Below are 13,598 nucleotides of genomic sequence, written 5' to 3' on the forward strand. Positions count from 1 at the left end.
TGCCATGTCACTGAATACTCGTCCTAGAAAAGCGTTAGATTGGCTTACACCATTAGAGAAATTTGCTCAGCTTGTTGATTATCATAAGACTTTTCAAACTGTCGCACCTCATGTTTGAATTCGCCCTCTTATCTTGCAAAAGAGAGAGCTTCTAAAATTAATATCTTAGAGTTTTTAATTGATCTTCAAAATGTCAGATTTATTTCATTATCTAGTGAGGTAAAACTTTGAGTTTCTATCAAATTAGTCTCGGCTTTTTCCATGGTTTTTAAAAAAATGAGAGCTTCTCTCATATCATCTGCTGTTCGCAAAAATGAGATAGCGAAAAAAATATGAGCTGCACCAATAAGATTATTCAACCATTGGACATTAAAAAATTGAATTTTTCCTAAGAAAGTAAAAACTGCAATAGTGATAAATATTGCATAAAGAAAATAGTTTAAACAAGATAAAAACCTACTGGCCCCTCTCTTATTTGAGAACTGAAACCTTGATGTGTTTTTGTTTACAGCAATAAAACGATTTCCCCAATAGTAATGATCCTTAATTTTGTCAAAATTAATGAGATCTTTCTCATGTAGGGTTATCAAATAATCTAGTAAATCTGCATTCATCTCAAGTGAACGAGCAATATTCTGTGCTGCTTTATCTTTTAGTAGTTTGGGAGTATTGCTTGAACTATTTTGATGAAAATTTGCAAAATATTCCTTAAAATTTTCTAACTCATCTTTAAATTTTTTACGTTTATGTTCATTGATCGCATGCAGTGTTTTAGGAATTGAGAAAATAGCGATAATAAGCGCAATAAGAGCTGCTATAGGATTGATGATTTCCATTTTTATTATTCAAAAATTATGATGTTTTTATTATATAAAAAAGTCTCGATAAATCGAGACTTTTCAATAAATTCAAAGATTAAAAATTCTATTCTCTTGATAAAAGTGTATTCCATAAAAGAATAATTAAATCGTCACAGTCGCTCCTAAAGCTTGAATAAACTGTGCCATCCAAGCAGGGTGTGCAGGCCAAGCAGGTGCTGTGATCAAGTGCCCATCGGTTACAGCTTCTGTCACTTCAATGTCCGCATAAGTCCCGCCTGCTAGTTTCACCTCGGCTGCGCATGCAGGGTAAGCTGAACAAGTACGGCCTTTGAGTACATCGGCTGCCGCAAGAATCTGAGCGCCATGACAAACTGCTGCAATAGGTTTTTTTACAGCATCAAACTCACGTACGATCTCAAGGATACGTTCATTCATACGTAAATATTCGGGCGCGCGACCACCGGGAATGACTAAACCGACATAGTCCGCAGTGTGTACGGCTTCAAAGTTGTAATTGATGGCAAAGTTATGACCGCGTTTTTCACTATAGGTCTGCTCGCCTTCAAAGTCATGAATGGCTGTGGCGATGCTTTCACCTTCATTTTTATCGGGGCAGACTGCGTGTACGGTATAACCGAGACCTGTTAAAAACTGAAAAGGCACCATAGTTTCATAGTCCTCGGCATAGTCACCCACGAGCATTAAAATTTGTTTAGACATCTTTAAACCCTCTTTATTGTTTGTGCATATTTATGTTCAATTTTAATCTAAATTAGCACAGTTCAGATGTCATTTTTAAGTCATTCAGTGCTCTTTAGTCGTATAGCTGAGGTCATTTTTATAAAAAAGCCCTAAGTAATTGAGGCACTTAAACTGTATAGAAAAGCATGACAAATCAATCAGTTTACATATTCATTGATATGAAATTTACTATGCTTAGGTGTTAATAGTCCAATGTGCAGGCTTTGCCCTGATATTCATAACGGTTGACATCATATTTTTGACCATTCCAGCGGTAAACAGCAAAACAAAATCCGGGGCCACCATTTTCAATATCTCGCCAGCCGTCTTTTCCTTTGGTTTTTAGAAAAGTAGGGATGCCCATATTTTCAAAAATGAGTTTCCAATTTCCAGTTTTTTGCTGAGCAACGATGTGGTAACCAACACCTGTGTTGCCATAGCACATGGTGCTGTAGTCTGAAATGACCGCGTCTTTTAGCCCGTCACCATTTAAGTCTTTGTATGTGGTGATTTCACCTGTGTCGCAACTGCCTTCCCAGCCATGTTTGGTTTTTGCAAAGCCAGCGGCTTTAAATATTTGGCTAGCTTCTTTAGCTGGAACATTGGGTTTGGTTTCTGCAAATGTTGTGGTGCTGAGGAAGGCAAGGATAGTAAGTGTGAGGATGACTGTTTTCATATTGTCCTTTATTTTTTGAAAATACTGACTGTTTTAAAGTATTAGAATGTGGTTAGTGTAGTGGGTTTTGAGGAGTTAGCTAGGTAGTTTTATCTCTCCATTAATGCTCCTTCTCCCAATGAGAGAGGGTTAGGGAGGAGGAATTTAGCAGTCACGCATGAAAAAAGAGTTTGAAAGATGAATTTATCATAAGTCTTTGAATTTGATTGTTAATTGTTTTTTAGATAGTCATATTTAATATTAATAAATACCTTTAGGAAATATTTGTTGAGCATTGGTTTGAGTAATAAAATTATAAAAATTTTCCTCTTCTTCTGTCATAAAATTTAGATCTAGAGGTGTGTTTAAAAGGTTTCTTGAAAAGACATCTTTTATAATAGGAATGTCCTGATAACTTTTATAAATTATGAGGACATCAAGGTCAGCCCAATTGTCAGTATATAAGTAGGAGCCGAATAAATAGATATTACAATCAATTTCTAATATTTTAACCTCACTGAGTAAATTGGTAATTTCAAGCATTTATGACTTTGGATTTACTAAAAAAGAAAAAAGACTTGCCCAAAGACCAATTTGGACTTCTTGACCATTGTATTGATAGTCTTTAAAGCGACCATTTGGATCTGCAACTAATATGTAGTCAAAAGGAGCATATAATTCATACATTTCATTGATCCTTTCTTGAGTTACAGCATATTCATTTATAAATACAAAAGTTATAGATCTGCCTTTATGTCGTTGGACAATAAATTTTCTATTGGAAGCAAGTTGAAAACTTTTGACATTATAATTATTACTAAGATTTTTAATTATGTATTCTGAATCTTTATTAATAAAATTTGAATAAGTGGTAGTTGAATCATTTAGAAGCCTAAATAAATCTCCACCAGTGCCAAAACTAATATTATGTTGCTTTAAAAGGCGAATTGCCTCTTCATCTAAAAAGTAGTTTTTCTTGTTGCATAGTAAGAAATTAAAATTATAAGTATTTAACAAGGTTTGTAGCAGTCTGCCTGAAAGCTTTTCACTGAAATTTGAAAGAGATAAAAGTTCAGGCCGATTATCTTTAGTTGTTATTTTAAGGAGGTTTCCTTCTTTTGTAACATTTTCGACTTTTTCATGAACTCTTAAGCTGTCTAACCAAGTCATTATTTAATCCTTAAAAATTTCTACTATATTTGGGGGGAATCTTCTATTTGGTAAGTAACCTGATTCATGACATGATTTGAAGTCTGTTACATGGTCTTCATATTGATGAAATAAGTCGCGTTCTTCTTCAGTCGCAAGTAAGATATTTTCAGAACATATATCTCTGATTTTTTGATGATTTGGTAACATTATTTCTTTAACCTTTTTCCGCCATTCTTCTGTTGCATTACCTTCTAAGTCATAGAATGCATCGTTATTATCATGTGGACCATATTCTATGAAAATCTGATGATTGCGATCCCAAATAGGTTTAAGTTGATTATAAAGACGAGCTCTTCGAGCAGTTCTTCTATTTTGGAATTTTTTATAACCTAAAATAATTAACGGTAAAATTATTGCACCCGCAATAAATAATATTATACCTATGAGCCAACCACTTAGACCCACATTAGCAATATGCTCTTCTGTTAAAATCTTATCCATATAAAAACCCCGCATTAAGCGAGGTTTTTATAGCATGAAATTAATTAATTAGCGAATAAATCAACCAATCAATTTCTTCATCAATTCATTGACTTGCGCAGGGTTGGCTTTACCCTTAGACGCTTTCATCACTTGACCAACAAGACCATTGAAAGCTTTCTCTTTACCAGATTTAAACTCTTCAACCATTTTCTCGTTGGCAGCAAGCACTTCTTTAATAATCGCTTCAATCGCACCTGTATCAGTTTCCTGTTTCAAGCCTTTTTCCGCAATAATTTCGTCCGCAGTTTTGCCTTCATCCCACATAAAGCCGAATACTTGCTTCGCAATCTTGCCGCTAATGGTGTTATCCACGATACGCGCAACCATGCCACCCAGTTTTTCAGCCGAAACAGGAGAGTCTGCTAGTTCTAAACCTGCTTTGTTTAAAGCACCAGAGAACTCGCCCATCACCCAGTTTGCAGACACTTTACCTTGTGCAGCGCCGCCAGCAGCAGCCACAACCACTTCATAAAAGTCCGACATTTCACGGGTCAGCGTCAACACATGCGCATCGTACTCAGTGACACCAAAGTCCGCTACGAAACGCTCACGACGCGCCGCAGGAAGTTCAGGCAATGCAGCACGAGCAGTTTCAATTTGCGCATCTGAAATAATCACAGGTAACAAGTCAGGGTCTGGGAAGTAGCGGTAGTCGTTCGCTTCTTCTTTCGAACGCATTGAACGTGTTTCCATCTTCACAGGGTCGAATAGACGCGTTTCTTGGTCAATCGTGCCATCCCATTCCAAAATTTCCATTTGGCGTTCAATTTCAACATTGATCGCTTGTTCAATGAAACGGAATGAGTTGAGGTTTTTCAACTCGCAACGTGTACCGAACGGTTGACCCGGACGACGTAACGACACGTTACAGTCAGCACGGAATGAACCTTCCGCCATGTTACCGTCAGAAATACCCAACCAACGCACTAAAGTGTGAATCGACTTGATATAAGCCACCGCTTCTTCAACCGAACGCATATCGGGTTCAGACACGATTTCAAGTAACGGTGTACCTGCACGGTTTAAGTCGATGCCTGACATACCTTCAAACTGGTCATGGATCGATTTACCTGCATCTTCTTCAAGGTGAGCACGCGTTACGCCAATGCGCTTTACCGTACCATCTTCAAGTTGAATGTCGATATGACCCAAGCCCACAATCGGGTTGTCCATCTGGCTAATTTGGTAGCCTTTTGGAGAGTCAGGGTAGAAGTAGTTTTTACGGGCAAACACAGACGCTTGGTCAATGTAAGCATCAATACCCAAACCAAAGCGAATGGCTAAATCGACCACTTCTTTGTTTAATACAGGCAGTACACCTGGCATTGCCAAGTCAACTAGGCTAGCTTGGGTGTTTGGGTCTTGACCAAATTCAGTCGAAGAACCTGAGAAGATTTTAGATTGGGTCGCAAGCTGAGTATGAATCTCGATCCCAATAACGACTTCCCAACCATCAATCAATAATGATTTTGGTTTCTTTTGAGCTTGAGCCATTATGCATTCTCCTCAGCAATTGCCGCACGTTTCGTATGCCAATCCGTCGCTAGTTGGTACTGATGTACCACAGACAACAGTTGAGATTCTGACCAATAGTTACCAATCAGCTGTAAGCCCACAGGTAAGTTGTCTTTGTCAAAACCAACAGGTGCGTTAATCGCAGGAAGACCTGCAAGGTTAACCGCGATGGTGTAAATGTCACCCAAGTACATTTCAACTGGAGACAGGTTCGCACCAATTTTATAAGCCGTGGTTGGCGCAGCAGGTGCAGCAATCACATCAACCGATTCAAACGCTTTTAAGAAATCTTGTTGAATCAGACGACGGACTTTTTGAGCTTTCACATAGTAAGCATCGTAGTAACCCGCAGACAACGCATATGTACCAATCAAGATACGACGTTGCACTTCTGCACCAAAACCTTCAGAACGTGAACGTTTGTATAAGTCCATCAGGTCAACTGGGTTCTCAGCACGGTAGCCATAACGTACGCCATCGTAACGAGACAAGTTCGATGATGCTTCAGCAGGTGCAATCAAGTAATAGGTCGGAACATAAGCTTCGGTCATGTTGAGATCAATCTCAACCAAGGTCGCGCCCATTTCTTCTAACTTTTTCAATGATTCTTCAACGCGGGCTTTCACATCTGCGTCTAAACCAGCGACATTGAAGTATTGCTTTGGAATACCAATGCGTAGACCTTGAATCGCTGTGCCGTTTAGGTTCGCCACATAGTCATCAACGTCTTTTTCAATTGATGTTGAGTCTTTTGCGTCATGACCTGCCATCACATTCATGAGGTAGGCACAGTCTTCAGCCGAACGTGCCATTGGCCCGCCCTGATCCAGTGATGATGCATATGCAATCATCCCGAAGCGCGATACACGGCCATAACTTGGTTTAAGACCCGTTAAGCCACAGAACGATGCAGGTTGGCGAATTGAACCACCTGTGTCTGTACCTGTGGCAAATGGAGCAAGGTCCGCTGCAACCGCTGCCGCAGACCCACCTGAAGAACCACCTGGTACATGACCTAAGTTCCAAGGGTTTGCTGTAGCGCCGTAGAATGAATTCTCAGAGGTTGAACCCATTGCAAATTCGTCCATGTTCACTTTACCTAAAGTGACTAGACCAGCGGCTTTACCTTTCGCTACAACGGTAGCGTCGTAAGGAGAGATAAAGTTATCCAACATTTTTGAGCCCGCAGTGGTTTTAATGCCTTGGGTGCAAAAAATGTCTTTGTGTGCAATTGGCACACCTGTCAATGCGGTTGCTGTGCCTGCTTTAATTGCAACATCGGCAGCATCGGCTTGTGCAAGCGCTTGTTCTGCAGTCACGGTTACATAAGATTTAACTTGTGTATCCAGTTTTGCAATGCGCTTTAAATAATGTTCAGTCAGTTCGCGAGATGAAAATTTAGCCCCAGCTAAACCCTCAGAGAGTTCACGAATCGATAAGCGATGTAAATCTGTCATGAGAAATGTCTTTACGTTAATTTTTACAAAATAATGGTTTAACTGAATAGAAATTATTCAATCACGCGAGGAACTAGGTACAAACCGTCTTGCACTTGCGGTGCAATGGCTTGATATTCATCACGATGATTGGTTTCTGAAACCACATCTTCACGTAAGGGTTGTGGGTGATCAAATGGGCTTTTAAGCGGCTCAACACCATCGGTGTCGATGCCTTTTAAGGTTTCCATCATGCCTAAAATTTTATTTAGACTTTGAGCATATTCAGCAGATTGCGTATCATCTAGCGACAATCGAGCAAGATTGGCGATTGCTGAAACTGTTTGTGCATTTAAATCTGCAGAATGCTGTGCATCCGATGTAGACATAACATCACCTGAGTCAGTATTAAAAAATTTCAAAATATCGTGCGTTATAATAAGCGATTGACTTGTTCAAATCATCACATTTAGTTAAAGTTGCCACCTTGCGTCCACATAAAGTTTAATCGAGAACGTCTCCGTGATTCTAAAAAGACTAATTGGCTTGTTTTCGCCCGATCTAGCCATTGATTTAGGTACAGCAAATACACTTATTTATGCACCAGGACGAGGCATTATATTAAATGAACCGACAGTTGTGGCAATTCGTCACAGTGGTTCACAAAAAATCGTTGCCGCGGTAGGTCTTGATGCAAAGCAAATGCTGGGCCGTACACCTGCAAATATCTCTGCCATTCGTCCAATGAAGGATGGTGTGATTGCCGATTTTGAAGTGACCGAAACCATGCTGAACCAATTTATTGGTAAAGTACATGAAAAACGTCTGTTCCCACCTGCACCTCGTGTTGTGGTGTGTGTGCCTTGCAAATCAACTTTGGTTGAGCGTCGTGCTATTCGTGAAGCTGTATTTAATGCAGGCGCGCGTGATGTTCGTTTGATTGAAGAACCAATGGCTGCTGCAATTGGTGCGGGTATGCCCGTTGAACAAGCATGCGGCTCTATGGTGGTCGATGTTGGTGGTGGTACAACTGAAATTGCGATTATTTCGCTGCAAGGTTGTGTCTATGCTGACTCACTACGTATTGGTGGTGATGTATTTGATGAGCAAATCATTAACTACGTACGTAAAGCACATGGTTGCGTGATTGGTGAAACTACCGCTGAAATTATCAAGAAAGAAGTGGGTATGGCTTTACCAGAAGCCGATGCCAAAGCACTTGAAATTGAAGTTCGCGGCCGTAACCTTGCTGAAGGTGTGCCACGTGCGATCACTGTGACTTCGGACGAAATCACGCAAGCGATTTCTGATCCATTACAAAGTATTGTTTCAGCTGTGAAATCTGCACTTGAGCAAACGCCTCCTGAGCTGTCTTCAGACATCGCTGAGCGCGGTATAGTGTTGACAGGTGGTGGTGCATTACTACGTAACCTCGATAAACTTCTTGCACAAGAAACAGGCTTACCTGTGGTGGTTGCAGAAGATCCTCTAACTTGCGTCACTCGTGGTGGTGGTAAAGTTTTAGAATTCTTCGATAATCCAAATCACGACATGTTATTTGTAGGCTAATAAAGGAATCGGCGGGTGCAAACAAATCTGTTTTCCAGACAACCGCCATCTTTTCGCTCATTTATCATTGCAGTGATCACATGCTTGGTCGTGCTGTTTTTTAACTGGCGCATGCCGCATGTGATTCAACCTGCAAGAGATGTCTTGTACGCCGCTTATAATCCAATTTATGCCGTAGCAAGTTATCCCGTGTTATCGCGAGAGTGGCTGAATCAACAAACCAAGTCTGAAGCTCAATTGCGCCGTGAAAATACCGCGATGCAAGCCGAGTTATTGCAGGCGCAGGTGCGTTTACAAAAATTATCTGAATTATCTGCGGAAAATACGCGTTTACGCGGTCTGTTAGATACACCTTTGATCATTGATGGTCGTATGGAAATTGCAGAAGTCATTGGGACAGATGCCGATCCACTACGTCATATTATTGTGGTAAACCGTGGTGCCAACAGTCAGTTGAAGGTCGGGCAAACCGTGCTCGATGACAAAGGTATTATGGGACAGATAATTAATGTCTATCCGCATAGTAGTCGTGTCATGTTGCTTTCAGATAAAGAACATTCTCTTTCGGTTCGCTTAGAGCGATCTGGAATGCGTGCCATTGTTTCAGGGACTGGAGATTTGGGTCATTTGAAAATGGAATACGTGCCGACCAGTGCCGAAATCAAAGTGGGTGAAAAAGTGTATAGCTCTGGTTTAGGTGAGCATTTTCCAGCAGGTTATCTGGTGGGCACCATTTCAAAAATCAGTCGTCATAATTCAGGCGAATTTGCTCAAATTGATGTTGTTCCTGCTGCGCAGTTAGCGGGTGGGCATCATGTCGTTGTGTTATTTTCCGATTCTTTAGCGATGGAGCAACCGCATGCCGATCGCTAAACTTCGTGCTGCCAAACAGCGTGACCCTTTATTTCCGATCATTTTTTCAGTGATCATTGCTTCAGTGTTGATGGTTTATCCTTTGTCTTATGCGCTCTCTGGTTGGCGTCCACTGTTTATGATGATGGTGATGCTATTTTGGGTGCTATGCCAGCCGACATGGAGCGGGATTTGGTTTGCCTTTGCAGTTGGGATTTTTACCGATTTACTGCTCGATGCACCTTTGGGCTTAAATGCGCTTAGTTTTGTTCTGATTACTTTTGTGTCCCGTTTTTTAACGCGTGAACGTCGGATTATGACCTTTGCCAATATTTGGGTCATCACCACCTTGGCTGTGGTCGCGCATTTGTTTATTACGTGGATCGCACAAATTATGATTGGGGCACAGTTTTCCCTTGCACGTCATTGGCAACCGCTGTTGAGTAGTGTGCTTACTTTCCCTATGGTCTATTTCATCTTGAAGAAATGGCGCGTTTAATTTTAGCGTCCAGTTCGCCCCGTCGCCGCGAGCTGCTTGAACAGCTCGGTCTAGTCTTTGATATCTATAGTCCAGATATCGATGAATCTGTACAAGCAGGCGAGTCGGTAGCCGATTATGTAGAGCGATTGGCATGCGCCAAAGCAGAGGCTGTACAGCTTCAATATCCTGATGCAATTGTGATAGCTGCCGATACCAGTTTAGGGGTCGATCAAGAGATTTTAGGCAAACCTGAATCTAAGCAGCATGCATTTGAAATGTGGGAGAAAATTTCTGGGCGTAAGCATGATGTATATACTGCGGTTTGTGTCCGTACAAATACGCAAATTTCAAGTATAGTAGTTCGTACTGAAGTCGAATTTCAGCATTTAAGCCTGAATGATATGGAAGCATATTGGGCTACATCTGAACCCATTGGCAAGGCGGGAGCCTATGCTATACAAGGCATTGCAGCACGTTATATTCCACGTATAGAGGGAAGCTATAGCAATGTCGTGGGACTTCCGTTGCATGAAACGGTACAATTATTACAGGCAGTTAAGGCACTAAATTAACTGTCTCAAAAGATTTTTTATAATGTTTTGAGTTTGTTATGTCTGACGAGTTATTAATTAACGTCACGCCTATGGAATGTCGCGTCGCGTTAATTGAAAACGGCACGGTCAATGAATTATTTATTGAGCGTACGGTGAAACGTGGTTTAGTGGGCAATATTTATAAAGGTAAAGTGGTGCGTGTTCTTCCGGGAATGCAGGCTGCTTTTGTCGATATTGGACTGTCACGAACTGCTTTTTTACATATTAATGATATGGTTTGGTCACGCAATCAACCCACCCCGAATGTTTTTGAGCTCTTACAGCCAGGACAAATTCTTACTGTTCAAGTCATGAAGGACATGCTGGGCACCAAAGGAGCTCGGCTTTCAACTGATCTTTCCATTCCTTCGCGCTATTTAGTGATGATGCCTTATGGCAATCATACGGGTGTGTCTCAACGCATTGAGTCTGAAGCTGAGCGTGATCGTTTACGTTCGATGATTGAACGTATTCAAGCGGAACATAAACTTCCGGGTTCAGTGATTGTTCGTACAGCCGCTGATGGGATTGCGGAAGCTGCCATTGCGCAAGACATGGCTTATTTGGCAAAACTTTGGGAATTTATTCAGCGCAAGCAAATCAGTATTGCGGTGCCATCGTTAATTTTTGAAGAACTGCCTTTACCCCAGCGCATTATTCGCGATCTTGCGAGTGAAAAGACTGCTAAAATTTCAGTCGACTCGCGTGAAATACATGGCAAGCTCCAAGAGTTCGTAGAAGAATTTGTCCCGAATATCAAAGAACGCCTTATTCATTATCCGGGTGAGCGCCCAATTTTTGATTTGTATAATGTCGAAGAAGACATTCAAAGAGCGCTGCAGACGCGTGTTGCGTTGAAGTCTGGTGGTTATTTGATGATTGACCAGACTGAAGCTATGACCACTATTGATGTTAATACAGGCTCATATGTGGGTGGTCGCTCTTTAGAAGACACCGTGTTTAAAACCAATATGGAAGCGACACAGGTCATTGCGCGCCAGCTGAGACTACGCAATTTAGGCGGTATTATTATTATCGACTTTATTGACATGCAAGAGCAGGAACATCGAACTGAGGTCATGACTCAGTTTGAGCGGATGCTTGAGCAAGACCATGCAAAAACCAAAATTACACAGGTTTCTGAGCTTGGTTTGGTCGAAATGACACGTAAACGTACGCGTGAATCATTAGAGCACTTATTATGTGAATCTTGCCCGACCTGTCAGGGACGAGGTTATGTGAAAACAGCTGAGTCTGTATGTTACGAAATCTTTCGAGAAATCATGAGATATACACGTGCGTATCAATCTCAGACTGGCTTTACTGTCGTTGCGCATCCATCGGTGATTGACCGCTTATTAACCGCAGAAGCGCCAGCAGTCGCGGATTTAGAGCATTTCATTGGTCGTGTGATTAAATTTCAGGTGGAAAATTTATATACGCAAGAGCAATACGATATCATTCTGAGCTGAAATTGTAACAATATATGGTTAAATAGTTGTTACAACTGAAATTTTACTTTCGATCTTAGATTTTTAATACTAGAAACACGGAAATAGCCAAAGCTTATTCTCCTAAATAGGTTTAGCAAATGAGGTGTGATATGGGTGTTAGAGAAGCAATTATTCAACCTAGTTTGAAACATTTATTAGATACGAAAGTAACGCATAATGCGTATATTTTGGATGATCAGGGTAAAGAAGTACAAATTACAACTGCCATGATTCGTACTGCGTGTCATCAATTATTAAAACAATGTCGTAGCATTAAAAACTAAGGGGCTTATCGAAGCCCCTTAGTTTTATTGATTATTCTTGTATTTCTGATTCGTTTTGCGGCATCAACTGACCGCTTGCAACTTTGGGCCTTCGACCCCTACAATCGCCTCAAAGCGTTGAATCTCTTCTTCTAAATGTGTAAGTAGATTCTGCATCTTCGGTAGTGCATTTCGACAAGCCGTCAAACCAACTTCAAGTTTATCTAAATAACTGGTCATGGTGATGTTGAGTGCCTGACCATCCAAAATGATTGAGGCAGGGTATAGTGCATCGAGTCGTGCCCCATTCCAATACAATGGCTCACGTGGGCCAGGGACATTTGAAATCACCAGATTAAACGCTTGGCGTTTAGGCAGTAAGCCTGAGGCAATGTTGAGACCAGCTGCACTATAAACAAACGCACTATAGTTTAAAATTTGGTTTGAATTCATGCGTTTGAACTTTTCTTTGGCATTTTGCACACTACGACGAACAATTGCGAGGCGCTCTAAAGGATCCTCCTTATGCGTACCTAAATTTGCCAGAATCATGGTGATACGGTTCGACATAGATGAATCATCATCGCGAACTGATGCAGGCACCATGGCTATTAAAGGCTTTTTAGGAAGTGCGTCTTGGGACAAAAGATATTCACGCAAGGCACCTGAACAAATTGCCAGTACGATGTCATTAATCGTGACCCCCAAACTTTTAGAAATATGACGTAAACGGTCAAACTCAAAAGACTGTGCTGCAAAACGGCGGGAGGAGCTAACCCGCTGGTTAAGAATAGAGCTGGGTGCTTGGAAGCTTGAAACATAATCAGGATTACGTCCCATATCTTTCATGACTGTTTGTGACAACTCATACATGACACGTGGTGTTGACTCAAGCTGGCCCATTACGCCATTCATTATTTTCTTAAAGCGACTAACATTCGGTTCTTTTAAACGCTTCGCACGAGGGCCTTCAACACACCATGGTGGCACAATACTCTTTGCGTTTGGATCTTGTGATAATGATTTTTCCACCAAACGCATACCCGCGATACCATCCACCATCGCATGGTGGATTTTGAAGTACATGGCAAAACGATTCCCTTCAATCCCTTCAATAATATGACAGGTCCATAACGGTTTAGCGCGGTCAATTAAACTACTGTGTTCCTGTGAAATGTAGGTGAGCAGTTCAAGAATACGCCCCGGTTGTGGGAGTGCGATATGACGAAAATGGTGATCAAGATCAAACTCTTCATCTTCATCCCAAAATAAACCGTTGAGTTTGTTGTTAAATGGAGGAATAGGAATAGATTTGGAGTTACGAATATCTGCAACTAAATTTTGAATGAAGCTGGCAGGTGCATTTTCAGGGATTTGGAATAAGAATAATCCACCGACATGCATGGGTTGCTGGCGTTTTTCAAGCGATAAAAAAATAAAGTCAATCGGATGTAATGGACGCATAGTCTGGATTGCCTCACTGC

Annotated in this window: 16 protein-coding genes and 1 pseudogene; 7 read left to right on the forward strand and 10 right to left on the reverse strand. The window is 41.1% G+C overall.

The window, feature by feature from the left end:
- Positions 1-118, forward strand: a pseudogene (locus tag HYI04_RS13350) (IS30 family transposase); the annotation flags it as partial.
- A 67-nt stretch (positions 119-185) separates the two neighbouring features.
- Here HYI04_RS13350 and HYI04_RS13355 read toward each other — a convergent pair.
- From HYI04_RS13355 to gatC, 9 genes are all read right to left on the reverse strand, one after another.
- Complete coding sequence (locus HYI04_RS13355) at positions 186-836, reverse strand: hypothetical protein (RefSeq protein WP_178896252.1); 651 nt, start codon at positions 834-836, stop codon at positions 186-188.
- A gap of 126 nt (positions 837-962) precedes the next feature.
- On the reverse strand, positions 963-1,541 hold the full coding sequence (locus tag HYI04_RS13360) for a DJ-1/PfpI family protein (RefSeq protein WP_168383539.1): 579 nt from the start codon (positions 1,539-1,541) through the stop codon (positions 963-965).
- A 223-nt stretch (positions 1,542-1,764) separates the two neighbouring features.
- Positions 1,765-2,238 carry a hypothetical protein gene (locus HYI04_RS13365; RefSeq protein ID WP_178896253.1) on the reverse strand — a complete coding sequence of 158 codons (474 nt, stop codon included), beginning with the start codon at positions 2,236-2,238 and terminating at the stop codon, positions 1,765-1,767.
- A gap of 240 nt (positions 2,239-2,478) precedes the next feature.
- Entirely contained in the window at positions 2,479-2,760 is a 282-nt protein-coding gene (locus tag HYI04_RS13370) for a hypothetical protein (RefSeq protein ID WP_125281554.1), read from the reverse strand.
- Complete coding sequence (locus HYI04_RS13375; RefSeq protein ID WP_125281555.1) at positions 2,761-3,387, reverse strand: hypothetical protein; 627 nt, start codon at positions 3,385-3,387, stop codon at positions 2,761-2,763. It lies immediately after the preceding gene.
- A 3-nt stretch (positions 3,388-3,390) separates the two neighbouring features.
- A complete protein-coding gene (locus HYI04_RS13380; RefSeq protein WP_125281556.1) occupies positions 3,391-3,870 on the reverse strand; it encodes a hypothetical protein in 480 nt (159 codons plus the stop codon).
- A 60-nt stretch (positions 3,871-3,930) separates the two neighbouring features.
- A complete protein-coding gene (gene gatB / locus HYI04_RS13385) occupies positions 3,931-5,406 on the reverse strand; it encodes an Asp-tRNA(Asn)/Glu-tRNA(Gln) amidotransferase subunit GatB (RefSeq protein WP_148826544.1) in 1,476 nt (491 codons plus the stop codon).
- Positions 5,406-6,884 (reverse strand): Asp-tRNA(Asn)/Glu-tRNA(Gln) amidotransferase subunit GatA, encoded by a 1,479-nt coding sequence (gene gatA / locus HYI04_RS13390; RefSeq protein WP_178896254.1) that lies wholly within the window; start codon positions 6,882-6,884, stop codon positions 5,406-5,408. The genes gatB and gatA overlap by 1 nt, the downstream gene beginning before the upstream one ends.
- A gap of 53 nt (positions 6,885-6,937) precedes the next feature.
- On the reverse strand, positions 6,938-7,252 hold the full coding sequence (gene gatC / locus HYI04_RS13395; protein WP_004694671.1) for an Asp-tRNA(Asn)/Glu-tRNA(Gln) amidotransferase subunit GatC: 315 nt from the start codon (positions 7,250-7,252) through the stop codon (positions 6,938-6,940).
- A gap of 133 nt (positions 7,253-7,385) precedes the next feature.
- On the opposite strand from gatC, the gene HYI04_RS13400 reads away from it, so the two are divergent.
- The 6 genes from HYI04_RS13400 (at position 7,386) to HYI04_RS13425 (ending at position 12,135) form a co-directional block, all read left to right on the forward strand.
- Positions 7,386-8,432, forward strand: coding sequence for a rod shape-determining protein (locus HYI04_RS13400; protein WP_004694670.1), 1,047 nt, complete (start codon positions 7,386-7,388; stop codon positions 8,430-8,432).
- A gap of 15 nt (positions 8,433-8,447) precedes the next feature.
- Entirely contained in the window at positions 8,448-9,305 is an 858-nt protein-coding gene (gene mreC, locus HYI04_RS13405; RefSeq protein ID WP_004694667.1) for a rod shape-determining protein MreC, read from the forward strand.
- A complete protein-coding gene (mreD, locus tag HYI04_RS13410) occupies positions 9,292-9,783 on the forward strand; it encodes a rod shape-determining protein MreD (RefSeq protein ID WP_176537295.1) in 492 nt (163 codons plus the stop codon). The genes mreC and mreD overlap by 14 nt, the downstream gene beginning before the upstream one ends.
- Positions 9,771-10,337 carry a Maf family nucleotide pyrophosphatase gene (locus HYI04_RS13415; protein ID WP_178896255.1) on the forward strand — a complete coding sequence of 189 codons (567 nt, stop codon included), beginning with the start codon at positions 9,771-9,773 and terminating at the stop codon, positions 10,335-10,337. The genes mreD and HYI04_RS13415 overlap by 13 nt, the downstream gene beginning before the upstream one ends.
- Before the next feature lie 38 nt (positions 10,338-10,375).
- Entirely contained in the window at positions 10,376-11,830 is a 1,455-nt protein-coding gene (rng, locus tag HYI04_RS13420; protein WP_004981336.1) for a ribonuclease G, read from the forward strand.
- A 131-nt stretch (positions 11,831-11,961) separates the two neighbouring features.
- Positions 11,962-12,135, forward strand: coding sequence for a PA1571 family protein (locus HYI04_RS13425; RefSeq protein WP_010326168.1), 174 nt, complete (start codon positions 11,962-11,964; stop codon positions 12,133-12,135).
- 63 nt (positions 12,136-12,198) lie between these two features.
- Here the strand turns inward: HYI04_RS13425 and HYI04_RS13430 are convergent, their stop codons facing one another.
- Entirely contained in the window at positions 12,199-13,578 is a 1,380-nt protein-coding gene (locus HYI04_RS13430) for a wax ester/triacylglycerol synthase family O-acyltransferase (protein ID WP_178896256.1), read from the reverse strand.
- Between the last annotated feature and the right edge of the window lie 20 nt (positions 13,579-13,598).

The sequence above is a fragment of the Acinetobacter sp. SwsAc2 genome (genome assembly GCF_013391465.1).
In the GTDB taxonomy this organism is placed as follows: domain Bacteria; phylum Pseudomonadota; class Gammaproteobacteria; order Pseudomonadales; family Moraxellaceae; genus Acinetobacter; species Acinetobacter johnsonii.